Genomic DNA, 24,140 nt, shown 5'->3' with positions numbered 1-24,140 from the left:
GGGGATCCAGCTCTTGAATCTTCTTGAAAAAAGCTGGAACGCCAGCCCGGTGGATCCCCACTGCGCGAGGATGACGATTCCCCATTTAAGCTGGAATATAAATGCAATCACTCACCATCGCAAATTGCTTAAAACTTTCATCCCAGCTTTTGGGGGCTAGCGACAGTCCGCGCCTCGATATAGAACTTCTGCTTACCCATATTCTCCAAAAAGATCGTACTTATCTTTTCACTTGGCCTGAAAAAGAATTAACTTCTCAAGAAGCAGATCAATTCCAAACATATTTTAACCGTCGTAAAAACGGTGAACCTATTGCTCATATTATTGGCCAACGCGAATTTTGGTCGTTGCCATTGATGGTTAACAACTCCACTCTAATTCCGCGCCCTGATACAGAGCTGTTGGTTGAAGCAACTCTGGGGTTGTTTGCGGAGGACGATGATGCTCAACCTCGTCGTTTGCTAGATTTAGGTACGGGAACAGGCGCAATCGTTTTAGCCTTGGCGAATGAAAAGCCATCATGGCAATGTGTGGGAGTGGACAAAGAAATTGCTGCCGTAGAGCTTGCAGAAAAAAATCGCCTTCAGCTTAAGTTGAGTAACGTAAAGATTCACCAAAGCGATTGGTTTTCTGTGTTAGATGGTGATAAACGCTTTGACGTTATTGTCAGCAATCCGCCCTATATAGATCCCGATGATGAACATTTAACACAAGGCGATATTCGCTTTGAACCTTTGAGCGCATTGATCGCTGACAAAAACGGATTGGCTGATTTGGAATTTATTATCCAACATGCACCGTCATTTTTGCGCAGTGCAGGTTGGTTGTTGGTTGAACATGGTTATGATCAAGGTGAAGCGGTGCGCGATTCATTTGCAAGTAATGGCTTCGATAATATCAACACCTTTCGCGATTTCGGCCGAAACGAACGCGTAACCATTGGACAACGTAAATGAACGACCAACAACTCTTGCGTTATTCGCGCCAAATTATGTTGCCCGATCTGGATTTGGACGGGCAGGAAAAACTATTGGCCGCGCGTGTACTTATTATTGGGTTGGGTGGTTTAGGTTCGCCGGTAGCAATGTACTTAGCTGCAGCGGGCGTCGGTCATTTAACTCTGGCTGATTTTGATACAGTCGATTTAAGTAATTTACAACGGCAAATTGCACACACTACGGATCGCATTGGTGAAAGCAAAGTAGAATCTGCTAAAAAGACAATCAACGCACTGAACCCGGATGTACAGGTGAGTTGTATTACTGAGGTTCTGGATGCGCATTCATTGCAAACCTGTGTAAGCCAATCTTCAGTTGTGGTCGATTGCTGTGATAACTTCGCAACACGTTTTGCCGTTAATGCTGCCTGTGTCGCGGCGAAGGTGCCTTTAGTATCGGGCGCAGCGATTCGTTTGGAAGGACAGGTAGCGGTGTTTGATAGCCGTCAACCTGAATGTCCTTGCTATCGCTGTTTGTACGAAGAAGAATCTGAAGAAAACACCACCTGTGCAGCTAACGGAGTGCTCTCGCCGTTGGTAGGTGTTATTGGCAGCATGCAAGCCTTGGAAACCATTAAAGTCATTGTTGGTTTTGGAAAAACGCTTGCGGGAAAATTACTCATCTTCGATGCGCGTTACAGTCAGTGGCGTGAACTTAAGTTACCAAAAGATACACACTGTCCCGTCTGCTCCGATTCTAAATAAGCCCGCGACTCCCCTACAAAAATTTGCTAGGATCGCGGGCGTATTACCTTTAAAAATTTAACATATAAAAATCGAAACGGAGTTTTTATGTCCAATCCGCAATTTGAAGTTGTCCTCAAAGGTGTGCTTGCTGGTTTTGATGAGGCGAAAGCCAAAGCAGATTTTGCAGCGCTCTTTTCTTTGGATGCAGAAAAAGTTGATCGCTTGTTTTCCGCAAAACGCACCGTATTAAAATCTGGTATCGCTGAAGATGTCGCTAGCAAGTATGTTGCTCGGCTTGCTGGTATTGGCGTAGAAGCAGTTGCTGAGGCTATTGCAGTTGAACCTGCCGCGCCAGAATTGAGTTTGGTTCCTATAGAGTCCGGTAAAAATGAAATTGAGCCATCCGCCGTTGAGCAACAAGCAGCGCAGGAACCTGCCCAGGCTTATGCCTCAAGTGAAAACTTTATTCGCCCGCAAGTGAAGGCGGAATCCGCATCCAGCTCATATCAATCGAGTTCTGCTGATGCTTCATCGCAAGAAACTGTGCGTTACCCCTTCGCATTCACGGGTAAAGGTTTTGAGTATTTCAAAATCTGGATTGTAAATATTCTGCTGAGCATTGTTACCTTGGGCATTTACTCCGCATGGGCCAAGGTTCGCAACAAGCAATATTTCTACGGCAACACTCACATTGCCGACTCAACCTTTGAGTACACTGCGGAACCCATAAAAATTTTGAAGGGTCGCATTATTGCATTTTTGCTCTACGTGGCTATTGGTGCATCGGGGCATATTTCACCCATTTTTTCTATTGTGGTTTCGCTCTTGTTCTTGGCATTTTTACCGTGGATTATCGTTGCTTCGTTGCGCTTCAATGCGCGTCATAGTAGCTACCGCAACATTAGTTTCCGTTTTAATGGAACAATTGGTGGAGCACTGGCCGCTTTTATTGGTTGGCCAATATTGGGTGTTCTTTCTCTGGGTCTACTCCTTCCTTTCGCATGGAAAAAACAAGCCGCATACGTCACTAACAATCATTCATACGGTGCAGAACCCTTTAGCTTTGATGTGCATGTAAAAGAATATTACAAAATGTTGCTCATTTTAATCGGGGCGACGGTGGTGTTCTTTATCGCCTTAGCGGTGTTGGGTGGTGCTGCGGCAGCGTCTTTATTTACTCTTGGTAAATTTAACCCTGCCGCGCTAATGGCCTTCATTCCCATGATGATTGCCTACTTTGCATTTTATGTTGGCTTGGGCGCATATGTTGTTGTCTCTTTGGCAAACATTCATTGGAATAACACCCAATTACAACATCATAAATTTGAAGCTAATTGGTCGGTATTCTCGTATTTCAAATTATTGGTTGTTAATACATTAGGGATTTTGTTTACCTTGGGTCTGTTTGTTCCTTTCGCAAAAGTGCGTACGGCTGCATACAAAGCTGAACATACAGCTCTCTTGGTACAAGGTGACTTGGACGGATTTATTGCGAACAAACTCGAAGAATCTAATTCGCTTGCGGAAGGCGTTCATGATTTGTTTGATATAGACATCAGTCTCTAATCCTACAGACGCGGTTATCACTGGGAGTTAATAATGGTTTTGCAGGGAATTTGGTTTGACGGAAAAACATCGGCATCGCAGCCGGTGGAATTGCGCATGAATGAAGTGGGTACAATCAGCGTTATTCGTGTTAGCGATCAAACCTTATTGACGACCGCGTCTATTACTAATATTGATGTAAAATCGCGGGTGGGTAATACCCCCCGCTATATCTATTTTCCCGACGGAGAAAAATGTGAAACCCGCGATCACGCGGTCGTAGATCGTTGGTTAAAGCAATATCGTCCTTCAATCAAACATAGCCTTGCGCATAGTTTGGAATCCCATAGTTATTTTGTAGCGCTCACACTAGTGCTGGTTATTGCCTTTAGTTGGGTGACTGTTGTCTACGGTCTTCCAGCCGCTTCTCGTTATATTGCATACCATTTGCCGGAAAAGGTAATGGACAGAGCAGCAACAGAAACGCTGCAATTTCTTGATAAGGTTCATTTAAAACCCACAAGTTTGGATGAAGAAACTCGCGCTCGTATTCTCAAACATTTTGCGCCGGCTATTGCGCAAAATAGCGATCTTCGCATTAAAATCATTTTTCGTGGCGGTGGCGACATAGGCGCAAATGCTTTTGCGTTGCCAGATGGAACGGTTTTATTTACTGACGAAATTGTGCATTTGGCAAAAAATGACGATGAATTATTATCTGTGCTTGCGCATGAAATTGGCCACGTAAAATATCGCCATTCATTGCGGTCTGTTATTCAAGGTTCTGTTATTAGTTTCGCGGTGGCTATGGTGACTGGCGATGTATCAGCCGCATCAAACTTGCTCGCGAGTTTGCCCGTGGTATTTACTACCCTGTCATATTCGCGTGATTTTGAGCGCGAGGCTGATAATAATTCGCTCCTATTTCTCGATGCTAATCATATTGAGCGGCATTATTTTGTAGACCTTATGGAGCGCTTGAGCTACCAGGTTGAATGTTCGCTTCTGCTGGGGGATAAGGGAGACAATTCTTCCAGCGACTCGTCAACAAATGAATCTGCTGGTAGCAGCTCATCAGAAAGCGGATCAGTTGATAAAAAAGAAGCTGTAGATAAGAAAGAAGTTGTAGATAAAAAAGGCTGGCAGTATGTAGAAGCGCATCGTGAAGAATGCGATAAACTGATGGCTTCCCGCGGCGACAGCATTTTTGATTCTAAAGTGCTCGGTTATTTTTCTTCGCATCCGCAAACAAAAGAACGTACCGCTAAGTTTAAGCAACCATCGGCTCCAACGCCGGTGTCACCGTAAAATGTTTGCAATGTTTAGTGATAGGCTTTTTATACATGTCTGCTCCGCAGTTTGATATTGTTTTTCGCGGTGTGCGTGCAGGTTTTGATCCTGCCTTGGTAAAAGGCCAATTCGCTAGTCTCTTCAAGCTCGATCCTGCAAGAGTCGAGCGAATTTTTAAATCCCAACGAGTCACCTTAAAAAATAATGCTGACGAGCGTCTTGCCAATATTTTTGTGGCACGGCTATTTGCGATTGGTGTTTTAGCAGACAAACTTCCCGTTGAAATAATCCCATCCAAAGCGATTTATACAGAAGATCGCGGCGAAGTTTCCTGCGAATCGAACAGCATGCATCAGCCTGTTGACTTTATTTATGGGGAACTAATTCGTCGCATCCCATTTGAGTTTAACGGAACAGGCTTGGGTTATTGCAAGGTTTGGCTTGTCAATTTGCTAGTGTGCCTTTTGAGCGCGGGCGTTTTATATCCGTGGGCGAGAGTGCGAACTTTGCGTTATTTTTATGAAAATACCCGTCTTGATGGCGAAGCTTTTTCTTATACATCTAATCCGCAAAAAATCTTTTTGGTTCAATTTGCTCTCGTAATTTACGCAGCCGCTTTATGTTATGCGTTTTTTAATTCGTTATGGCTAGGTTTACTGGGCGTTGTCATTTTACTAGCAGCCTTTCCTTATTATTGGGTGTTGCGTAATCAATTTCAGCTCAATCATTCCTTCTATTGTGATACGCATTTTCAAAAAATTATGAATCTAAGGGAAGCCTATGAGGTGCTTTTGGTATTGCCTTTGGTTGCATTAGTCACTTTTGGGGTTGCGGTTCCTTACATTGTTTATAGAATTCAAAAGTACCGCGCCGAGTCCATTTCTATCGGCGGCTACGAGTTTAGCTTCTCTGCCCCGTTGAAACCTTACCTAGCACTTTTGCCCAGCTTATTGATAGCTGAATGCTTAACCGCATTTAGTTATTATTATCGCGAATATTTACCCACCATTTTTTGGTTGCTCTTATTGATTGGTGTGTGGCTTTTGGTGTTTATACGTTGGCGCGTTGCTTTGGTGAATTTGCAGTGGGGGTTTATCAGTAGCAAATTAGGAAATTTTGTATCAACTTGGGATATAACAAGTTACAACGCACTGGTTACCAAAAATATTCTATTGTGCGTTGTGACTCTGGGTTTGTATTGGCCGTGGGCAAAGGTAAATAACGCCAAATACAAAGCTCAATACCTAGCTTTCTTCGCGAATCAGAGATTTAGAAAGTGGAGAAGAAAAGTGAGCAAAGAAAAGTGATTAAAGCTGAATTTATATCAGAAACAACACAGTTAAGCTTGCGATAGGTCAGCGCCTCTTCGCAAGCTTAAGAGGCAACAGGCTTAGCGAAAAAATGCCTCCTTCAGCTCAGCATGTTGCTCTGCTTTCAAACGCGGCCCAAACTGAGCTACAACTTTACTCGCGGCTAGGCTTGCGAAATCGCCTGCTGTTTGAAAATTGTGGCCTTGGGTTAATGCATACAAAAATGCACCGGCAAACATGTCACCCGCACCATTTGTATCTACCGCGGTAACTTTGTTGCCTGCGATTTTAAATTGCGTGTTTCCATCAAATACCAATGCGCCGTCACTACCACAGGTAATAGCGAATTGTTTGCAATGTTTTTTCAATGCTTCGGCGGCATCTTGCAGCGAATATGTTTGCGTAAAGCTCATGGCTTCGTCGCTGTTGCAGAACAAAATATCTACACCATCGCCAATCATTTCTACTAAACCGTCGCGGAAAAATTGAACCATCGCAGGGTCAGACAAGCTCAGTGCCGTGCGGGTATTGTTAGCTTCCGCATGTTTGCGTAAAGCCACTGCTGCTGCGCGGCCTGTCGGGGAAGTGACCAAGTATCCTTCAATATAAGCGAATTGCGATTGCGCGATTGCATCTACATCCAACTCATCCTCTGACAAGGTTTCGCTGATCCCCAAGAAGGTATTCATAGTGCGTTCAGCGTCGGGTGTAATCATGACAAGGCATTTGCCGGTGGTGCCCGCCGGTGGATTGATGTGTGCAGGGTAGGTCACACCCGCCGCTTTAATATCGGCGATATAAAAGCGTCCGTTTTCGTCGTCTGCTACTTTGCAGGAGTACACATTCTTACAACCGAAATAACTCGCCGCGATAATCGTGTTCGCTGCAGAGCCGCCGCTGGCTTTATGCGATGCGACCAAATGATCGGCAAGGTAGCTGATAAGTTCGCGTTGGCGTGCTTCATCAACTAAGGTCATAACACCTTTGTCCACATTCATGGCAATAAGGTCGGCGTCGGTGAGGGTAATTTCGGTGTCTACGAGGGCGGCACCTATGCCGTATATGTGATATTGCTTGCTCATGGTAAGGCCTTGGTCAGAATCAGAATGTGAGGCGGGCATTATGCTAAAAAGGTTTAGCTCGATAAAGCCTTATCGAACCCGTAAAATGGACAATCTCAAGATGTTGGCAATTGTGGAAATTTATTTTATGTGCGCTGGCAGCCTTATTGCGGCTGTTTGATCACGGAAAATATATTTCCAGAAGTGCTTTTTCCTAGAACTTATCTTCAATTGGATATCTGAATGACTAAACGTCGCTTTCTGAGCCGTAATAAAAAATCGTCAGGTGGAAGTTCTTTCCAGATTCCGTGGAAGCTTTTGTTGTTAATCGGCTTAGGATTAATACTGGTCGGCACCATCATTCTGGGTGTGTGGAGCCTGTATCTCGATAAAGTCGTGCGTGAGAAATTTGAGGGTAAAAAATGGTCGCTCCCCGCACGAGTTTATTCTCGCCCGCTTGAGCTTTACGAAGGATTACCACTTACGCCCGTGCTTTTTGAAAAAGAATTAGAAGCATTGGGGTACCGTACAGCTGCGCCCGTAAGCTCATCGGGGCAGATGTCTCGTCGCTCTGCCAGCAGCACTGAAGTTACTTACGAGATATTCACGCGCGGTTTTAATTTTTGGGACAAGAAAGAAGAACCCCAACGCTTTAGCCTTCGTATTGATGACGGAAAAGTTGCCTCTTTGATGGATGAGAAAGGAAATGCAATTCCACTTGTTCGTATGGAGCCGGAAGAAATTGGCGGTATCTACCCAAACAATATTGAAGATCGCGTGTTGGTGAAGTTGGATCAATTACCGCCGCTGTTGGGCGAAACTTTATTGGCTGTGGAAGATAAGCACTTTCTAGAACACCACGGCGTATCTCCCGAAGCTATTTTGCGTGCGATGTGGGTGAACGCGCGCGAGGGTGAAGTTGTGCAGGGTGGAAGCACGCTTACTCAACAGCTGGTTAAAAATTTCTACCTCACATCCGAGCAAAGTTTAACGCGCAAAATTCCCGAAGCCATTATGTCTGTGTTGCTGGAACTGCATTACAGCAAATCAGAAATCTTGGAAACCTACATCAATGAAGTCTATTTGGGCCGCAGCGGATCGCGTGAAATTCACGGCTTTGGTTTAGCGGCGCAGCATTATTTCCGTCAACCTTTGCATGAACTCAATCCGCAAGAAATTGCGTTACTGGTTGGCTTGGTTAAAGGTGCTTCCTTTTACAACCCATGGCGTAATCCTGAGCGCGCAAAAAAACGCCGTAATTTGGTGTTGGATGTGATGCGTCAGGAAAACCTTATTGACGATAAACAGCTGAAGCTTGCCCAAGCAGCACCGCTCGGTTTAGCGGCTGAGTCTGATGTCAGCTTGATTAATTACCCCGCCTTTGTGGATTTGGTTAAACGCCAACTCAAGCAAGATTATCAAGAAGATGATTTGCGCAAAGAAGGCTTGCGTATTTTTACGACCATTGCGCCCATGGTCCAGCGTCTTGCGGAAAAAGCAGCGGCCACGCGCGTCGCTCAGCTTGAAAAGCAATACAAACAAAAAGACCTGCAAGTCAGCATGGTGGTGACGTCCGTCGGTAGCGGCGAAATTCTTGCACTCATTGGCGATAAAAATCCGCGCTTCCCCGGATTAAACCGTGCGCTGGATGCCCACCGCCAAATTGGTTCTTTAATGAAGCCTTTCGTGTATTTAACGGCACTTGATCAACCGCAAAACTACAATCTGGGCACTCTAATCAGCGACGATCCCGTTAGCATTAAAGGCGGCGATGGAAAATTGTGGGAGCCAAAAAACGCCGACAATTTGAGTCATGGAAATATGCCTTTGTATCGCGCGCTTGCGCAGTCAGAAAACCAGGCAACTGTGCGACTGGGCATGCAGCTCGGTGTTAAGACCGTTATACAAACTGTTAAAGCCGCAGGTTATCCCGGTGAAATTCCTCAAGTGCCCTCGATTTTAATTGGCGCTGTAGACATGTCACCGATGGAAGTTGCAGGTATGTATCACACGCTCGCAGCGGAAGGCGTCTACACGCCCTTGCATGCCATTCGCGAAGTCTTAAATGCTGAAGGCCAACCACTTAAGCGTTACCCCATTGAGCTGGACCAACGCTTCTCCGGCCAGAGCACCTTTGAATTACAGTACGCTTTGCAGGCCGTGTTGCGCGAAGGTACAGGGCGCAGCGTTTACAATTCCTTCCCAGCGTCGCTTCCATTGGCAGGAAAAACCGGCACTACCAACGACCAGCGCGACAGTTGGTTTGCAGGCTTTAGTGGCGAGCATCTCGCCGTAGTCTGGGTAGGCAAAGACGATAACGCCAAAACGCCCTTCAGCGGGGCGACCGGTGCCTTGCAAGTCTGGGCAGATTTAATGCGTCAATTACCAACGCAAGGCGTTAATCAGCAACCACCGGAAGGTGTGAGCTATGATTGGATTGATACATCGACAGGTTTGCTGAGTGCTGAGCATTGTGAAGGTGCGGTTTGGTTGCCTTTGCATAATGATTTCAAGCCAAAAGAATCGGTTGAATGTAAAATTAATGGCGATACTGAAGAGCATTGGTGGCAAAAGATTTTCCACTAATTGGCTGCAACATTGATTAGGAAAGTTACTCAGTGAAAAGACATTTATTAATTCCCGTTGCGATTTTTATGCTCACTCAACTAGTGGGTTGTGCAACACACACGGCAACACAATCTGCACCACCGGTCGTCGAAAAATCGCAGCCCACACCTCCACCCGTTGTAAAACAACCTGAAAAACCGGTGGAGCCTGTAACACCACCTCCCGCCGTTCCGCAAACGCAAGCACCTGCGCCTTCTGCAACCAGTAACGCAACGGCAAGTTTGGTAGCGCAAGCGCGTGCTCAATACCAAGCCAAAAATTATCAAGGTGCAATTGCAACTGCTGAGCGAGCTTTGCGTATTGATCGGCGTTCGCCCGAAGTGTATTTAATTTTGGCGCAGAGTTATGTGCAGTTGGCTAATAAACAATTAGCCATGCAGTTTGTGCAGCAGGGGATTCGTTATTCGCAAGCTGGAACAGAATTGGCGCAGGCGTTGATGCAGGTAAGAGATTCAATTCAGAAGTGATGTGTGAAGAGTCGTCCGAGCGACGACTCTTTATGATGTAAATAATCGAACTGCGATTACTTTTTAGCGTCAGCTTTATATGAATAAAACAACAACAAAATAACACCCGCCATAATCGCCATATCGGCCACATTAAAAATGCCGGTGCGCAAACTTCCAATTCCCATATTCATAAAATCCACCACGCCGCCGTTATTTGTCACGCGGTCATATAGATTACTAAAGCCCCCGCTCAAGACTAAACCGCAAGCGAGGTTTTGCAGTTTGTTCATGGATTTGTCACGTACGGCGTAAATGGTAAAGCCAATCAAAAAAACGCTGACCAGACCACTGAAAATAGTATCGCGTACACTCTCGGGCAAATCTTTACCTAAACCAAGAAACGCGCCGTGATTTATTGAGTAGGTGAGTACAAAGAAATCATTCCACCAACTTAATGTTTCTCGGCCAAGTAAATAAGCTGTGGCGAGGTACTTTGTCCATTGGTCAATAAGAATAGAGATAAAAGACGTTACACCGATTAATAATAATTTTTGTTTCATCGAACATTTCCTGAAAGCGCCATAAAAATTCCGGCGGCAACTAATATAAACCCTGAGGTACTGTTAAACAGTTTTTGGTGATTAGGTGCTTTAAGCCATTGCATAATTTTGTTTCCCGCAAGGGCGTAGATCAGCATCCAAATTAAATCGGTCACCAAAAACGTAATGGTTAATACCAAAAACTGTAAAGCGAGTGGTTGTTGATAATTAATAAATTGCGGAAACAATGCCCCGAAATAAATAAGTCCTTTGGGGTTGCTGAGCGCGATAAAAAACGAACTCCACCATACTGATTTTGTAGAGCTTAACGCCGGTGTATCTTCGGTGCTCTCTAGCTTTATCGGCGTTCTCACAATTTGGATGCCCAGGTACACGAGATAAAGTGCGCCCAACCATTTCATCGCATTAAATAGAAAATCGTTTTGGCTGACGATAAAGCCCAACCCTAATGCCGAGAGACCAAGCAGCACTAAGTTTCCCGCGCTTGCGGCTATCATTCCCACAATGGCTTTGCGTAAACCCAAGCGGCCACCGTTGCTCATGCACGAGAGCATCACCGGCCCCGGGCTGGCGGATACAACGAAAGTCACTGATAAAAATAAACTGAAATTATTAATGGGCATCGGTTATCTCGCACAAGGCCGCTATCTTAGTTGAGCTGGGCGCAGGCAGCTAGTCTAAGTGCGTATTTAGCGGGTATCCGTAAAATTCTCTTCTATACTCAATGCAATATCGATCTTAGAACGGGTGATCTATGACAAATGCCAGCATTGCGAAAGCCGTGAAAATTCTTGAAGGGCTTGCAGCCGGTTTAAATGATGCTTACTGGGAGGCGAGTACCGTTGACCGTAAGGATTTCTTTTACGACATCATTAGCGCCGTTCATTCAGAACTGTCGGAAATTGGGAAGTTAAGTGTGTTGGATCATGACTTGGTGTACGAACCCATTACCGCCGATTTCCGTGCGGCGCGTACCAAGTTAACTCGTTTGCGTAAGGTGTTGGATGAGTTTGTATTGCGCTCAAGCACAGCAACTCGGTTGGATAGCTTGATTAATGACGCTGTTTCCTTGCCTGCAAGATGATTTTTGTGGCTTTGATAACTTTAAGCATCCTAATTTGTGCGGTTTATCTCAAATTAGTGCAAAAAAACATCAGTTGAAACTGGCAATTTTTTAATCTGCGCTAATACTTAAGTTACTGAAAGTGCATTGCGATGCACGCTGTGTCAGGTGGGTAAGGTTGTAACCCAGTTTGGATTTCCCCTTTATTTGTACTCTAGTATGGTCTTGGCCGGTGTTGTTATCAGCACCGGTTTTTTTATGCCCACAAGAAGATCCCCCAACTAAAAGCTGTTTTCTTCGCTCGGGAAAATTCCCGCTTTTACATCAGCCACGTACTTTTGCATGGCGCCGGGAATATCATTAGCTTCCAGCAAGAAATTTTTAGAGAACTTGGGTGGCTGCTCTGTTAAACCCAATATATCGTTAATGACAAGCACCTGCGCATCCGTATCTTTTCCAGCGCCTATACCAATAGTAGGGATAGGGATTTCAGCCGTAATTTGCGCAGCGAGCGCGGCGGGGATGCATTCCATCAATAATAAATCCGCGCCCGATTCGGCCAAAAGTTTTGCATCTGCGAGCAGTTTGTCTGCTTGAGATTGTTCGCGCCCCTGCACACGAAAGCCACCAAACTTATTTACCGATTGGGGGGTTAGGCCAATGTGGGCGCAGACGGGAATGCCTCGATCGGAAAGCATACGCACGGTCTCTGCTAGCCATGCACCACCTTCCAGCTTCACCATGTGTGCGCCAGCTTGCATGATACGCGCACAATTGCGTAAAGCATCTTCCGGTGTCGCATAGGTCATAAAGGGCAAGTCGCCCATAATCAGGGATTTTTTATTGCCGCGAGCGACGGCCTCAACGTGGTAAATCATCTGCTCCATGGTGACGGGAATGGTACTGTCGTAACCCAAAACCGTCATTCCTAGCGAATCTCCCACCAGAACTACCTCAACACCACAACGTTGCGCCATGGCGGCCATATGGGCGTCATAGAGGGATATAACAACGAACTTCTCGCCAGAACCTTTAAGCTTGTGCAATGTATTGACGGTAACCGCTTTCGTCAGCGCACTGTTAGTGGTTGGGGTGCTAGTGGTAATGGTTCCGTAAGGCATGATGTCGTCTCGTAAATGCGCTTGCTGTAAGCAAGACGTGATGCGAATTAGTGAACTCAGCCCACTTACAACATGGGCGTAGGATTGTAGTAATGTCGGCCGCTTTTGATGGTTAGAATATATTCCACCAACTGCTTAAAGTGCTCGCGGTTTTGCGCCAGGTTTAAATCCTTCGCGTTGACGATAAGTAAGGGTGCGCCGTCGTAATAATGGAAAAATTCAGTGTAGGCATCGTTAAGCGCTTTTAAATATTCCGTGCTGATGTGCTGTTCACTGGCAATACCGCGCTGGCGGATGCGATCCGAGAGTACATCCAGCGGTGCTTGCAGGTAAATCACCAGATCGGGCCGCGGGGCGTTAATCAGCAGCTTTTCGTAAACCTGACGATAGATATTGAGTTCGTCGTCATCCAAGGTAACGCGTGCGAAGAGCTGGTCTTTTTCAATCAGGAAATCCGCAACACGCACAGGTTCAAACATGTCGCTTTGACGCAAACTTTGCAATTGATTGGCGCGCTGGAACAAAAAGAATAACTGTGTAGGCAAGGCCGTAGATTTCGGATCTCGGTAGAAACGTTCCAAAAAAGGGTTTTCTTCGGGCTGCTCTAGCAACATGTCGTAATTGAATAACTTGGCGATGTTGCGAGCGAGTGTGGTTTTGCCTACGCCTATACAGCCTTCAACCGCGATATAGCGCGGCAGCTCGGTGTTACTTAAATCCAAAGACAAATCTTCAAACACAGGGTTCACAGCAAGCTCCTGATGCGCAATCGACTGCGCTGATTATTCTAGTCGTGCCAGCCCGTCTTGTGGGCAAGATGAAATAAGTTCTTGCAGGCTTTCGCCGTTAGGTAAATTTAAGTCCGGGGCGATATCTACCAAGGGGTAAAGCACAAAGTTACGCTGGGTAAGGTATGGATGAGGAACCTTTAAGCGTTCGCTATCAATACAGCGGTCATCCAACAATAAGATATCCAAATCCAGCGTGCGCGGCCCCCAATGTTCTATACGAACGCGCCTATGGCTTTGTTCGATTGCTTGTAGGGCGTCGAGTAACTCAAGAGGCTGTAAATCGGTTTCCAAGAGGGCGACTGCATTGACGTAATCTGGCTGCTCGCCCGGGCCAACGGCTGTGCTGCCATAAAGGGGCGAGCGTTTTAACAGTTGGCTAGAGGCTAGGGTGGATAATTCGAAGAATGCTTGTTCCACTTGCGCGCGTGGATTTTCGAGATTACTACCAAGACCTATGTAAGCAAGCATGGCGACTATTCAGCGCTGGCGGCGCCTGCGGGCTTGCGCGGACGGCGACGACGCGGACGGCTATTGGAATTTTGTTTGCCAAGATCCTTAACCATTTGCTCCCGCTCGTCTTCGCTAGCGCTTTGAAAACTCGTCCACCAGCTGCCCAACCCATTGAGTTTTTCGCCAGCATCTTCGCGCATCAACAAAAAGTCGTAAGCTGCGCGGAAGCGTGGGTGATCTAAAAGCCGCAGGGCGCGCAGGCCTTGTCGGCTAGGCAGGCGAGCCTGCAAATCCCAAATCTCACGCATAGGAATCAGGAAGCGCTTGGGGATAGATGTGCGTGATAACTGACGGCTAATCACCGTTTGGCAGGCTTCCAAGTAGGCGGCTTGCGGTGGCATTTTTCCTTCCAGCAACTTCAACTCGTGCTGAAGCGCCGGCCATAATAAGGCAGCGTAGATAAACGCGGGCGTGACGGTTTTGTCGGAACGTATGCGTTTATCGGTATTGATCATGGAGCGCTCAATCAAGGCCGCGCCCAGCTCATCGCCTGATTTAATGGCTGTGTCCGCGCCAGGAAAAAGTTGCTTCAGTAGATCGTATTCGCGCAATAGGGTGAAAGTGGCGGTAGCCGATCCGTTTAGAAACAGCTTTAACACTTCCTCAAACAAGCGCGCTTCGGAAATATTGCTTAATAAGCTGCCTAGCTCACGAATAGGCTTAGCGGTGTTGGGCTCAATTTTAAAACCTAACTTGGCCGCAAACCGAATGGCGCGTAGCATACGAACTGGATCTTCTTTATAGCGCGTTGTAGGGTCGCCAATGATGCGGAGGGTGCGGTTCTTGATATCTTCCAAGCCGTTACAGTAATCGTGAACGGAAAAGTCGCGCGTGGTGTAGTAGAGCGCGTTAACGGTGAAATCGCGGCGTGCGGCGTCTGTTTCTATGGTTCCGTAGACGTTATCGCGCAGTAACATTCCGTCTTCGGTTTTGGATTTTTCGTGTGCGACATCTTCGTGATGACCACGGAAAGTCGTCACTTCAAACACTTCGCGCCCGAAGCGTACATGCACAATCTGGAAGCGACGCCCAATAATGCGAGCGCTACGGAACACGCGTTTAATTTCTTCGGGCTTTGCATCAGTCGCAATATCAAAATCTTTGGGATGCCCACCCAACAGCAAGTCGCGCACACCACCACCGACCAGATAAGCCGTAAAACCGGCATCTTCCAGTTGTTTAATGATCTTGATAGCGGCAGGGCTGATATTTTTACGTGAAATATTGTGCTGATCGCGCGGAATCACCACCAATGAAGCCTCTTTAGGCTCAGCAGGTCGCGAAGAGAAAAAATTGATCAAACGTTTCAGCATAATATCCATGCACAATTGATAGGAAGGGCAAAACAAGGCCGCGAGTTTATCAGAACCCGCATTGCAGAGGAAATCAAAGCCGTTATTCGGCTGTCGGACTATTGTATATGGTTCAATCAGTCCCAAGAGCACGGTCATAAACGATGGATCCCCGCTACGCGAGGATGACGACTCCCTTCTTCCGTTAATCGGATCAAAAAATGGCATTAGGAATAAAGGTAAGGAATGAGGGAGGATTTGAATCAGCCGTGAGCTTCGAAGGAATAGCGTGGTTAGCAAATGGACAAAAATGCAGGAAAGCATTTTTGCACAGCCGAAGGCTGTCCGAGGGGTTTGCGCCATGAATGGCCAAACGACTAATCAGTAGGAGGGCTGCTCAAAATAGGTCGGACTATGAGGAAGCTGATTCCGTCCCAGCAAATGACCAAAAATGCAGGAAAGCATTTTTGCACAGCCGAAGGCTGCCCGAAGGGTTTGCGCCATGGACGACCTACATGGATGTGGGAAGTTTCTTGGAGTGTCTGGAACACGGAAAGATGGCGCAAATGAAAACGGGAAAGCTTTGTAAGCTTTCCCGTCAGGAGGGTAGCACAACTGAGGTGCTCATATAAGGCAACTAATGGGGCGCTTCCATACACAAATCCAAACTCGCTTGCTATCCCATCCTCTGCCTAATCTGTCTTCCGCTTTATTTTTGTATCTTATTGCTTTTTTCTTCTAGCGCTGGTCTTGCTTAATCTACATGTCGTTATTGTTATGTTTCTGCTTTTTATTGTTTTTTGTTGTTATTAAATATTTCAGTTTCTTATTGTTTGTTGTTGTTATTGTAAATTTTCAGTTTCTTATTGTTTCTTGTTGTTATTGTCATTAGTGCTTTTTTTATTATCGTTTATTGTTTTTAGTGTCCGATATATAGCACTTGTTGTGCCAATAAAAAAAAATCCTTTTATAACAATGCGTTAGGTTTTGTGGATGTTCTTTTATAACTATTTGTTATTTCGAAGGGTTACAAAATTCTGAGTTTTGTTACCTAACATTGAGTGCGGTAACACTTTTCTTGCGGTAACAGTTTCGTGGATGGGGGTAACGGATTGGCGCGTGGATCAACGTGTTGGTTAAAAAATAAGCAAAAATGTAACTTTAACTTGATGGGTTAGTGCGTGGACGGAAGAGCAAAACGCCATCAGATTGCTGATGGCGTACGTAGAGTTTTTACTTAGCTAGACTTGAAGCGCTGTTCTTGGTGCGGGGGATACCGAGGCGTTGACGGCGTTCCCATAGGCATTTACGGCTTACGCCAAGCTTACGAGCCAGCTCGGTTTCACTCATGGTGTCCTGATGCTCAATAACAAAGCGCTGGAAATAATCTTCTAAAGAAAGGTCTTCGCTAGTCTCTTTGGCGGGGCGAGAGTTCCCCCCAAGAGTGCGCGGTTGTCCAAACAGCATATTGCTTTCGTTGATGGGCGTATCTTGCGTTGCGGAATCACCGTCAATCGACAGCAGGTGAGAGCCAATTTCGTTACTGTCTTCGCAAAGAATAACCGCACGTTGCATGGCGTTTTCCAGTTCACGCACATTACCCGGCCATGGGTAGGCCATTATGGCATCTACCGCGTCGGCAGACAGCTTAAGTTGCGGCTTGCCGAATTGGCTACAGTAGCGTTGCAACAGGGATTCAGCGATGTTGATGATGTCACGTCCACGCTCGCGTAGTGGTGGTAGTGTCAGCTGAACAACGTTGATGCGGAAGTACAAGTCTTCGCGGAATTTGCCTTCTTTGGCGAGCTTACGCAGGTCGCGGTGGGTTGCTGCAACCAAACGAACATCTACTTTACGGGATTCAACAGAACCCAACGGGCGAACTTCGCCTTCCTGCAATACACGCAACAAGCGCGCTTGAGCCTCCAGTGGTAATTCGCCAATTTCATCGAGGAAAAGAGTTCCCCCATCGGCAGCGGCGACTAAACCTTCGCGGTTGCTTTGTGCGCCGGTAAATGCACCTTTTTCATGGCCGAAGAGTTCGGATTCGATCAAGGTATCTGGAATGGCGGCGCAGTTTACGGAAATCATTAAATGGTTGTTGCGTTGGCTCTCTTCGTGAAGCGCGCGGGCAACTAGTTCTTTCCCGGTTCCCGTCTCACCGTGGATTAATACGGTAGCGGCGGTGGGGGCAACTTTGTGGATGCGGTTGTAGAGGTCTTGCATAACATCGCTGCTACCTATCATGCCGGCGATGGCTTTACTTGCGGTAAGACCTTGGGGTGCAGCTTTGTTAGCGGCTTTGGCTTTGCCGATCACACGTTTAACGGCATTGACCATCTCATCGTGGTCGAAAGGTTTGGCGACGTAATCCACTGCACCCATGCGCATAGAATCCACGGCGGAGCGCAAGCTGGCGTAACTGGTCATGATCAGCACGGGGGTTTCGCCAGCGAGCTTGATAAGATCGGTTCCGGGCGCACCTGGCAGGCGCAGGTCGCTGATAATTAAATCAAAATCTTTGAGATTAAATTTGCTGGTCGCCTCCTTCACGGAAGGGGCCTCACTGACCTCATACTGATTGCGCTCTAACAGCTTGCGCAACGCATTGCGAATGATGTTTTCATCTTCAACAATCAGAATTTTGCTCATAGCGATCGACTTGTCTAAACAGTTATCAGTACACGGGTTTTGTTTGCCTGCGCCAAGCGCGGCATCTGCCCAAAACCTGGGCAGCTATCCTACCTTAAATATCTACCAAAGAATCAACATGCCGCGGTAATTTCACAATGAACTGGGCTCCGCGGTTGCGCACCGTATCCACTGGGCTGACGATATCAAGCAGTCCTCCATGGTCTTCCACAATGCTATAAACCATAGCCAAGCCAAGGCCTGTACCTTCGCCGGGTTCCTTGGTGGTGAAGAAGGGTTCCAAAATTCGGTCTTGGATGTGGGGCGGAATACCGCTGCCCTCGTCGGTGACGGTGACTTCAATCGAGTATTCATCTTCGATGCTGGCAAGCAACACGCGACCGTTTTCCGGGCTCGCGTCGCGCGCGTTTGAAAGCAGGTTGATGAATACTTGAATCATACGCTGCGTATCGCCCGCCACAATAGCATTAGACGCAATTTCGTTAATAAATTGCACCTGTTGCTTATCTTTTTGCAGCGATAAGAGGCTGATGGCTTCTTTCGCGCAATCGCGCAGTATCACCGCCTGAAACTCGCTCTTTGCCGTATGACCTGTGTGCGAGAAGCCCACTAGCGACTGCACAATGCGCGTAACGCGATCAGTCTGGCTGAGAATCTGGTCTGCGGTTTCCAGCACCTCTGGGTTGTCTGAATCATAGCGCAAGTTTTGCGCAAGACAGGCGATACCGGTAATGGGGTTGCCGATTTCGTGGGCAACACCGGCGGCTAATCGGCCGACCGACGCCAAACGCTCGCTATGTACGAGTTCCTGCTCCAGCAACTGGGTTTCAGTAACGTCTTCCAGCATCATCACCTGATCGTAAACACCTTCAGTAATGGGGCCTTCAATGGTGGCTTTGTGCAGGCTGATCCAGTGGGGGCGGCCCTCCAACTCAATCTCACGGCGGTAATAGTGCATCTCGCGGCTTTTGCTGAAATCTGTCAGCAGGCTACGCCAAGGTTCGGCAATGTCCTCTAAGTAAGAACCTGTCACCTCATCGCTGGGCGTGTGCGTTAGCTGCGCCATAGCGTGGTTCCACATCAGAATTTCGGTGTCGGGACCCAGTGAACAAACCGCCATCGGCAGTTCTTGCAGGGTTTTGCGGTGATAAAGGCGCAGGTTGTTGAGTTCCGCCGCCATACCGGTCAGATGGTTTTGATATTGGGCCAAACGGTTTTCAATCAAGTTGATGTCCAGCGTTTCGCGCTCGTCAGCCACTTTAAAGGGTAAGTGGTTATCCATAATCTCGCTCGCGACGTGAATCCCCATCAATGCGGACAAGTTACCTTCCAGCTGATCGCGCAGGCGTCGTAGCGCGTAAGGGCGGCGTTCATTAATGCTCAAATCTAATTGTTTGAGTGCGTTATCCACTTCGCGGCTGGCGATGACTTTGCCCAAGGGCTTGGCCAAACGTTCTTTAAATTCCGCAGCAGAGTGCACATCCAAGGCTTGGCGCACGGGGTGGCTGAGTTCGTCAGCAGCGCAAAGATCGGCGCTGTAATGTTCTTCTTCCGATTGCTCCGTGAGCAGGGATACACCAATAAAAATCGCGGTATTTAAGCCAAGCGAGAAGAGGGTGATGCTGTTCCAGTATTCGTTGCCCACCGAGATATAAAGCTCTGTGAAAGGAATGTGCAGCACCTTGATGCCAGTAAAAATTGGTAGCAGCAGGCCGAAGAACCAAATGGATGTACCGACAGATAAGCCAGCCAGCATGCCGCGACGGTTGCCCGGGCTCCAAAAGATAATGGCGAAAATTCCCGGCAAGAATTGTAGGGTTTCGATAAATGCCGCAAAGGCCAAATCGGTGAGGCTGTAGCGATTATTGAGCACCCAATAAAACAGGTAGCCACCGAGGAAAATGGTGCCTATGAGAATTCTGCGCAGCCAGATCAACTGGCTATAGAGATCGTTGCGGCCCGCGAGACGCAAGCTGGGAAGCAGCCAGTGGTTCATCACCATGGTTGCCAGAGCGAGGGTGATGATAATCATCGCCCCTGTTGCAGCGGATAAGCCGCCGATAAACGCGAAAATCGTAAGCGATGGTGAGTTAAAAAGAATCGGCACACCCAGCGTGAAATATTGCGGGTCAAGCGGAACAGCAAGTTCAGAGCCAGCCCAGAGGATGGGGAATATAGGCAACGCCATGAACAGCAGGAACAGTGGAAATGCCCAAGTAACAGTACGCGAATTGCGCATCAAAGGGTTTTCTGCCAAGCCCAAATGGAAGATGTGAGGCATGGTCACGGCGGTGGCGACGAACACGAGCAAAAGCGTGTGGGATGAACCATCCTGAATGGGCGTATGCAAAAGCGCGAGGTTTTCCGGGTGATCCGCAAGCCATTCGTTCAAGCCGTCCAAGCCGTTGAATACGCCAAAGACGGCGACCAAACCTACGGCGAACATGGCGCATACTTTGAGTAAGCTTTCGAAGGCCATGGCGGTAATAAGGCCGCGGTGCTGGTCGCGGTTAGAGCCGAACAGAATTGTGAAAAGTGCCAGGATCGCGCAATAGCAGGCCGCCATTACATCCTTAAAGGTGAGGCCATTTTCCGCCACGCTGAGCGATGGATTACCATCACCACTAACCACCAAAATATGCATGGTGTCTGCAATGGCCTGAATCTGTAAGGCCATTAAAGGCATGATTCCCAGCAGCATGCACAGGGTTGTTAGGGCGCCAACCGCATTGCTGTGGTAACGGAAAACCAACAAATCTGCCAATGAGTGAACTTGATGGCGGCGCGCCAACTCAGCCAAGGGAGCCAACGCGACAGGCGCAAAGAGAAAGAGCGCGCCAGTGCCCAAGTAATACGCGAGCGCGCCGTAGCCGAACTGAAATGCTAAATCGATAACGCCATAAAATGCCCAAGCACTGGCAAAAATACCCAGCGAAAAAATATAGGTTACCGGATGGTTGGTAATGCGTTCAGGAACCCAGCCGCGCTCGGTGATGTAGGCAATCCCGAACAGCAAGAGAAGATAGCTAACGCCAATGATGGCGACTTGCAAAAAATCAAAAGTCATAAAGTTGGTTCTGTTTTTTTTGTTATTCGAAACTAATCAAAATTTTGTGGCTTTTTGCGGCGCCACTGAAAAATAAAAGTCACTAACACCAGTCCCATCCAAAACAAATAGGGCCTATACCAAACGCCGTCGGGGCTGATAATCCAGGTAAAAAGAGATGGCGAAAACAAGTACGCAATCAGCAACAGCAAAATAATGAGGCGTTGATGGTTCATGGGGAGACCGTTGGTGAAATAGGTATTTAATATAGCGCTTTAAGGGAGATTCGTCGCCACAAAAAAGGGGAGCAGATAAGTCTGCGCCCCTTTTTTAGGTGTTGTGACAATTAGGGTGCTACTGCACGCCCGGTAGACGGGTCAATTTTACCCGGGCACAAACCTTTGTTGCGCAGATTGGCAGCTATTTGAGAGATGGCATTATTAGTTGTGGTGTAACCATCATGCATCAAAATAATCTGTCCGTTTTGGAGTTGGTTTGCCGCGTTCACAATCGCGGCCGTACTTGCTCCATTCCAGTCTTGCGAATCAACATCCCAAGTAACCACGCGCAGTCCCAAGGCTTGTGCAGCTTGTTGTACGTTGGTGTTAGTTTCACCGTAAGGTGGGCGCAAAATGCTGGGCTTAGGTGCACCCGTAGCCGTAATGGCCTGATTGGTACGGTTTAGCTCATCGTAAATTTGCTGGTAGGTGAGAGTTGGTAAATGGGGGTGAGTGTAGCTGTGGTTTTGTACCACGCCGACGCTGCGTTCTTGTGTAACTAAGGACCCGTTAGCAGCCACGTTTTGCCCCTTATTGAACCAAGTGACAGGTGTAAGGCCACTTTGGCGCAGTTGGTTGATAAGTGTGGCGGTATTGGAAGTTGGACCATCATCAAAGGTAATGCCGACGTAGCCTTTGCATGAAGTTCCACTGCTTACGCTGCTGCTTGAACCACCGCTACCGCATTGGCCGCTAAAACAATCGTAAGTGTTGCCGAAGCCAATTACACCGTTGCAACTCATGGTTTCTGTGTAGGAGCCACCTCCACATTTACCATTTCCATAAGCAGCTGTGTTGTACTGCATATTTTCCGCTTGACGGGTTTCGTTGTTTACTTTGATGTAATCGATGATGGCGTCGCGCCCAGTTGCGTCATTGTCATACTGAACTTGAATATCACCACTTGCCGTGCCGCTATAGATATAGTCTTTAGCTGCTGTGGTGAGTGTCCATTGAGCAACTGCGGTGCCCCCGACTCTGAGGTTAATGTGTTCATCACCCTTCAAACCACGCGCGCGGACAGTAATTCCACTGGTGGTTTGTGCGAACGCATCAACTACACATAAACATCCAATACAAACGAGGCACACGACAGCATTTCTGCCGATAAAGTTTATTTTCATTATTAGACTCTCTTTTTGTCGTCGTCCCACCCAAGCTGCCTCGAGTGGGCGGTTAGGTTGATCCTATCCCGAAGGGATAATCTCCACGCTGGCAGGCTTACCCATTGCGGATAGGCGTTTATCAGTAACTTAAGCGATTGTTATGTTTTTACCTGAGCTACTGACGGGGCGACTTATAGCATATTGTCATTTGAACAATAAGTTCGCTGAGCGTAAAGATTCGTTAGATTAGAGGGGTGTAGACGGCGCTGAGGCCTTTAATATTTTTCAGCGTCCAGTGATCCTTTGCCCACATCAATATCTCAGATGGGCTGTACTCTAAAAGTTCTTGCGGAGGTTTTTGTCCCAAAAATATAAGAGCATGCCAAAGGTTCGTGGCGGCGTCTTCAAACCTAAGTGCGGGCGCTAGGTTTTGCTTGCTGAGCTTTTGGCCGTTGGGCTGACTAGCGAGGGTAACATGGCCAAACGTCGGTACAGGCGCACCCAGTAATTGAAAAAGGAATATCTGGCGGGCGGTGACCTCGAGCAAATCGCTACCACGAATAATATGGGTGATACCTTGCTCGATATCGTCTACTACAACCGCTAGCTGGTACGCATAAAGACCATCTTTGCGCTTCAGGATTTGGTCGCCCGCTTGGGTGCGAAGATTTTGGATTTGCTCTCCCTGAATGAGATCGGTAAAGCGCAGCTCTTCGCCAAGATTAAAACCTGTTGGCAAATCATAAAGCTTCAAGCGCTGGGCGTGAGCTTGGGTGGTATTGATCTGACGATGGCGGCAGCGGCCGTTGTAAATGCCGCCCATTGTTTGCAAGTCCTGACGGGTGCAATCGCAGGGGTAGAGTAAGTCTTGTTTGCGTAACCGGCTTAGATATTTTTCGTAGAGATCCCAGCGCTGGCTTTGGTATACCACCGAGTCATCCCATTCCAAACCGTAAGCTTCCAAACAGCGCAAAATTGCATCTGCGGCGCCAGCTTGCTCGCGCGGAGGGTCAAGGTCTTCCATACGGACCAGCCATTTGCCATTGTGGTGATGGGCATCCAAATAACTCGCGAGGGCACTCACGAGCGAACCGAAATGAAGCGGCCCGGTAGGAGAGGGGGCGAAACGACCGATGTAGGGCGAAGGGTTTAGCTGACGCATACAAAAACGGCGAGGTTTCCCTCGCCGCCTGTTTTAGTTTTGCTATGTACGGGCTTAACCGCCGATTTGTTTTTCTTTAATTTCTGCAAGGGTTTTGCAGTCAACGCAGAGAGTTGCAGTTGGGCGCGCTTCAAGGCGACGAATCCCGATTTCTACGCCGCAGGCGTTGCAGTAGCCGTAGTCATCGTTTTCGATCAATTCTAGGGTGCTATCGATCTTCTTGATGAGTTTGCGCTCGCGATCACGGGTACGCAGTTCAAGGCTAAATTCTTCTTCCTGGCTGGCGCGGTCGGCTGGATCAGGGAAGTTCGCCGCTTCGTCTTTCATATGGGTTACGGTGCGGTCTACCTCTTCCATCAACTCAGCGCGCCAGTTCAACAGCAAACCGCGGAAATGCAGTTTCTGGTCATCATTCATGTATTCCTCGCCTTTTTTCTCCACATAAGGAGTAAAAGGGCGTAGCGCAAAAGTTTCAGTTGAAGGAGTTTTTTTCGCCATATCGTTAGCGCCTCATTAGAGCTAGTTATCTCGTTCTTGAAAAACCGGCAGACGGCGTGGTCCACACGGGATGCAGCTGCTTCGTGCAACCACA

19 protein-coding genes and 1 pseudogene are annotated in these 24,140 nt (G+C 47.6%); 8 read left to right on the top strand and 12 right to left on the bottom strand.

Features of this window, described 5'->3' with window-relative positions; all coding sequences use genetic code 11:
- Positions 1 to 101: 101 nt before the first annotated feature.
- The 5 genes from prmC to U1F02_RS14875 all read left to right on the top strand — a co-directional run bounded on the left by prmC (position 102) and on the right by U1F02_RS14875 (position 5,826).
- Complete coding sequence (prmC, locus tag U1F02_RS14895) at positions 102 to 956, top strand: peptide chain release factor N(5)-glutamine methyltransferase (RefSeq protein ID WP_409991204.1); 855 nt, start codon at positions 102 to 104, stop codon at positions 954 to 956.
- Positions 953 to 1,702 carry a HesA/MoeB/ThiF family protein gene (locus U1F02_RS14890; RefSeq protein WP_409991203.1) on the top strand — a complete coding sequence of 250 codons (750 nt, stop codon included), beginning with the start codon at positions 953 to 955 and terminating at the stop codon, positions 1,700 to 1,702. The genes prmC and U1F02_RS14890 overlap by 4 nt, the downstream gene beginning before the upstream one ends.
- A gap of 87 nt (positions 1,703 to 1,789) precedes the next feature.
- Positions 1,790 to 3,250, top strand: coding sequence for a YjgN family protein (locus U1F02_RS14885; RefSeq protein WP_409991202.1), 1,461 nt, complete (start codon positions 1,790 to 1,792; stop codon positions 3,248 to 3,250).
- Positions 3,251 to 3,283: 33 nt separating this feature from the next.
- Positions 3,284 to 4,537, top strand: coding sequence for a M48 family metallopeptidase (locus tag U1F02_RS14880; protein ID WP_409991201.1), 1,254 nt, complete (start codon positions 3,284 to 3,286; stop codon positions 4,535 to 4,537).
- 35 nt (positions 4,538 to 4,572) lie between these two features.
- Positions 4,573 to 5,826, top strand: coding sequence for a DUF898 family protein (locus U1F02_RS14875; protein ID WP_409991200.1), 1,254 nt, complete (start codon positions 4,573 to 4,575; stop codon positions 5,824 to 5,826).
- A gap of 83 nt (positions 5,827 to 5,909) precedes the next feature.
- Here U1F02_RS14875 and U1F02_RS14870 read toward each other — a convergent pair whose 3' ends face one another.
- Entirely contained in the window at positions 5,910 to 6,911 is a 1,002-nt protein-coding gene (locus U1F02_RS14870; protein WP_409991199.1) for an adenosine kinase, read from the bottom strand.
- 222 nt (positions 6,912 to 7,133) lie between these two features.
- Here U1F02_RS14870 and mrcB point away from each other — a divergent pair, with 222 nt between their 5' ends.
- Both mrcB and U1F02_RS14860 read left to right on the top strand, forming a co-directional pair.
- Positions 7,134 to 9,476, top strand: coding sequence for a penicillin-binding protein 1B (mrcB, locus tag U1F02_RS14865; protein ID WP_409991198.1), 2,343 nt, complete (start codon positions 7,134 to 7,136; stop codon positions 9,474 to 9,476).
- A gap of 32 nt (positions 9,477 to 9,508) precedes the next feature.
- Complete coding sequence (locus U1F02_RS14860; protein WP_409991197.1) at positions 9,509 to 9,985, top strand: tetratricopeptide repeat protein; 477 nt, start codon at positions 9,509 to 9,511, stop codon at positions 9,983 to 9,985.
- A gap of 56 nt (positions 9,986 to 10,041) precedes the next feature.
- On the opposite strand, the gene lspA is transcribed toward U1F02_RS14860, so the two are convergent.
- Both lspA and U1F02_RS14850 read right to left on the bottom strand, forming a co-directional pair.
- Positions 10,042 to 10,527, bottom strand: a complete 486-nt coding sequence (gene lspA / locus U1F02_RS14855) for a signal peptidase II (protein ID WP_409991196.1) — start codon at positions 10,525 to 10,527, stop codon at positions 10,042 to 10,044.
- Complete coding sequence (locus U1F02_RS14850) at positions 10,524 to 11,150, bottom strand: LysE family translocator (RefSeq protein WP_409991195.1); 627 nt, start codon at positions 11,148 to 11,150, stop codon at positions 10,524 to 10,526. The genes lspA and U1F02_RS14850 overlap by 4 nt, the downstream gene beginning before the upstream one ends.
- A 131-nt stretch (positions 11,151 to 11,281) precedes the next feature.
- Here U1F02_RS14850 and U1F02_RS14845 point away from each other — a divergent pair, with 131 nt between their 5' ends.
- On the top strand, positions 11,282 to 11,611 hold the full coding sequence (locus U1F02_RS14845) for a hypothetical protein (RefSeq protein WP_409991194.1): 330 nt from the start codon (positions 11,282 to 11,284) through the stop codon (positions 11,609 to 11,611).
- A gap of 260 nt (positions 11,612 to 11,871) precedes the next feature.
- Here the strand turns inward: U1F02_RS14845 and panB are convergent, their stop codons facing one another.
- The 9 genes and pseudogenes from panB to dksA form a co-directional block, all read right to left on the bottom strand.
- A complete protein-coding gene (panB, locus tag U1F02_RS14840) occupies positions 11,872 to 12,711 on the bottom strand; it encodes a 3-methyl-2-oxobutanoate hydroxymethyltransferase (RefSeq protein ID WP_409991193.1) in 840 nt (279 codons plus the stop codon).
- Between the two features lie 65 nt (positions 12,712 to 12,776).
- Entirely contained in the window at positions 12,777 to 13,460 is a 684-nt protein-coding gene (locus U1F02_RS14835) for a deoxynucleoside kinase (RefSeq protein ID WP_409991192.1), read from the bottom strand.
- 33 nt (positions 13,461 to 13,493) lie between these two features.
- On the bottom strand, positions 13,494 to 13,970 hold the full coding sequence (folK, locus tag U1F02_RS14830) for a 2-amino-4-hydroxy-6-hydroxymethyldihydropteridine diphosphokinase (protein ID WP_409991191.1): 477 nt from the start codon (positions 13,968 to 13,970) through the stop codon (positions 13,494 to 13,496).
- 5 nt (positions 13,971 to 13,975) lie between these two features.
- Positions 13,976 to 15,325, bottom strand: coding sequence for a polynucleotide adenylyltransferase PcnB (pcnB, locus tag U1F02_RS14825; RefSeq protein ID WP_409991190.1), 1,350 nt, complete (start codon positions 15,323 to 15,325; stop codon positions 13,976 to 13,978).
- A 1,212-nt stretch (positions 15,326 to 16,537) separates the two neighbouring features.
- Positions 16,538 to 17,956 (bottom strand): sigma-54-dependent transcriptional regulator, encoded by a 1,419-nt coding sequence (locus U1F02_RS14820; protein WP_409991189.1) that lies wholly within the window; start codon positions 17,954 to 17,956, stop codon positions 16,538 to 16,540.
- Between the two features lie 94 nt (positions 17,957 to 18,050).
- Positions 18,051 to 21,023: an ATP-binding protein gene (locus U1F02_RS14815; protein ID WP_409991188.1), complete on the bottom strand. Its 2,973-nt coding sequence runs from the start codon at positions 21,021 to 21,023 to the stop codon at positions 18,051 to 18,053.
- A gap of 328 nt (positions 21,024 to 21,351) precedes the next feature.
- A pseudogene (locus U1F02_RS14810) lies at positions 21,352 to 22,311 on the bottom strand (polysaccharide deacetylase family protein); the annotation flags it as partial.
- A gap of 316 nt (positions 22,312 to 22,627) precedes the next feature.
- Positions 22,628 to 23,548: a tRNA glutamyl-Q(34) synthetase GluQRS gene (gluQRS, locus tag U1F02_RS14805; RefSeq protein ID WP_409991187.1), complete on the bottom strand. Its 921-nt coding sequence runs from the start codon at positions 23,546 to 23,548 to the stop codon at positions 22,628 to 22,630.
- Between the two features lie 54 nt (positions 23,549 to 23,602).
- Complete coding sequence (gene dksA, locus U1F02_RS14800) at positions 23,603 to 24,046, bottom strand: RNA polymerase-binding protein DksA (protein WP_409991186.1); 444 nt, start codon at positions 24,044 to 24,046, stop codon at positions 23,603 to 23,605.
- Positions 24,047 to 24,140: the final 94 nt, after the last annotated feature.

The organism is Cellvibrio sp. (assembly GCF_046347455.1).
In the GTDB taxonomy this organism is placed as follows: domain Bacteria; phylum Pseudomonadota; class Gammaproteobacteria; order Pseudomonadales; family Cellvibrionaceae; genus Cellvibrio.
This window is presented reverse-complemented; position numbering and strand designations above follow the sequence as displayed.

Coding starts and splice junctions, on each gene's coding strand:
- pcnB (WP_409991190.1), bottom strand. CDS start 15,325: ATGCTGAAACGTTTGATCAATTTTTTCTCTTCGCGACCTGCTGAGCCT.
- U1F02_RS14885 (WP_409991202.1), top strand. CDS start 1,790: ATGTCCAATCCGCAATTTGAAGTTGTCCTCAAAGGTGTGCTTGCTGGT.
- lspA (WP_409991196.1), bottom strand. CDS start 10,527: ATGAAACAAAAATTATTATTAATCGGTGTAACGTCTTTTATCTCTATT.
- U1F02_RS14875 (WP_409991200.1), top strand. CDS start 4,573: ATGTCTGCTCCGCAGTTTGATATTGTTTTTCGCGGTGTGCGTGCAGGT.
- gluQRS (WP_409991187.1), bottom strand. CDS start 23,548: ATGCGTCAGCTAAACCCTTCGCCCTACATCGGTCGTTTCGCCCCCTCT.
- U1F02_RS14820 (WP_409991189.1), bottom strand. CDS start 17,956: ATGAGCAAAATTCTGATTGTTGAAGATGAAAACATCATTCGCAATGCG.
- U1F02_RS14850 (WP_409991195.1), bottom strand. CDS start 11,150: ATGCCCATTAATAATTTCAGTTTATTTTTATCAGTGACTTTCGTTGTA.
- dksA (WP_409991186.1), bottom strand. CDS start 24,046: ATGGCGAAAAAAACTCCTTCAACTGAAACTTTTGCGCTACGCCCTTTT.
- U1F02_RS14880 (WP_409991201.1), top strand. CDS start 3,284: ATGGTTTTGCAGGGAATTTGGTTTGACGGAAAAACATCGGCATCGCAG.
- mrcB (WP_409991198.1), top strand. CDS start 7,134: ATGACTAAACGTCGCTTTCTGAGCCGTAATAAAAAATCGTCAGGTGGA.
- U1F02_RS14870 (WP_409991199.1), bottom strand. CDS start 6,911: ATGAGCAAGCAATATCACATATACGGCATAGGTGCCGCCCTCGTAGAC.
- U1F02_RS14845 (WP_409991194.1), top strand. CDS start 11,282: ATGACAAATGCCAGCATTGCGAAAGCCGTGAAAATTCTTGAAGGGCTT.
- U1F02_RS14890 (WP_409991203.1), top strand. CDS start 953: ATGAACGACCAACAACTCTTGCGTTATTCGCGCCAAATTATGTTGCCC.
- folK (WP_409991191.1), bottom strand. CDS start 13,970: ATGCTTGCTTACATAGGTCTTGGTAGTAATCTCGAAAATCCACGCGCG.
- prmC (WP_409991204.1), top strand. CDS start 102: ATGCAATCACTCACCATCGCAAATTGCTTAAAACTTTCATCCCAGCTT.
- U1F02_RS14815 (WP_409991188.1), bottom strand. CDS start 21,023: ATGACTTTTGATTTTTTGCAAGTCGCCATCATTGGCGTTAGCTATCTT.
- panB (WP_409991193.1), bottom strand. CDS start 12,711: ATGCCTTACGGAACCATTACCACTAGCACCCCAACCACTAACAGTGCG.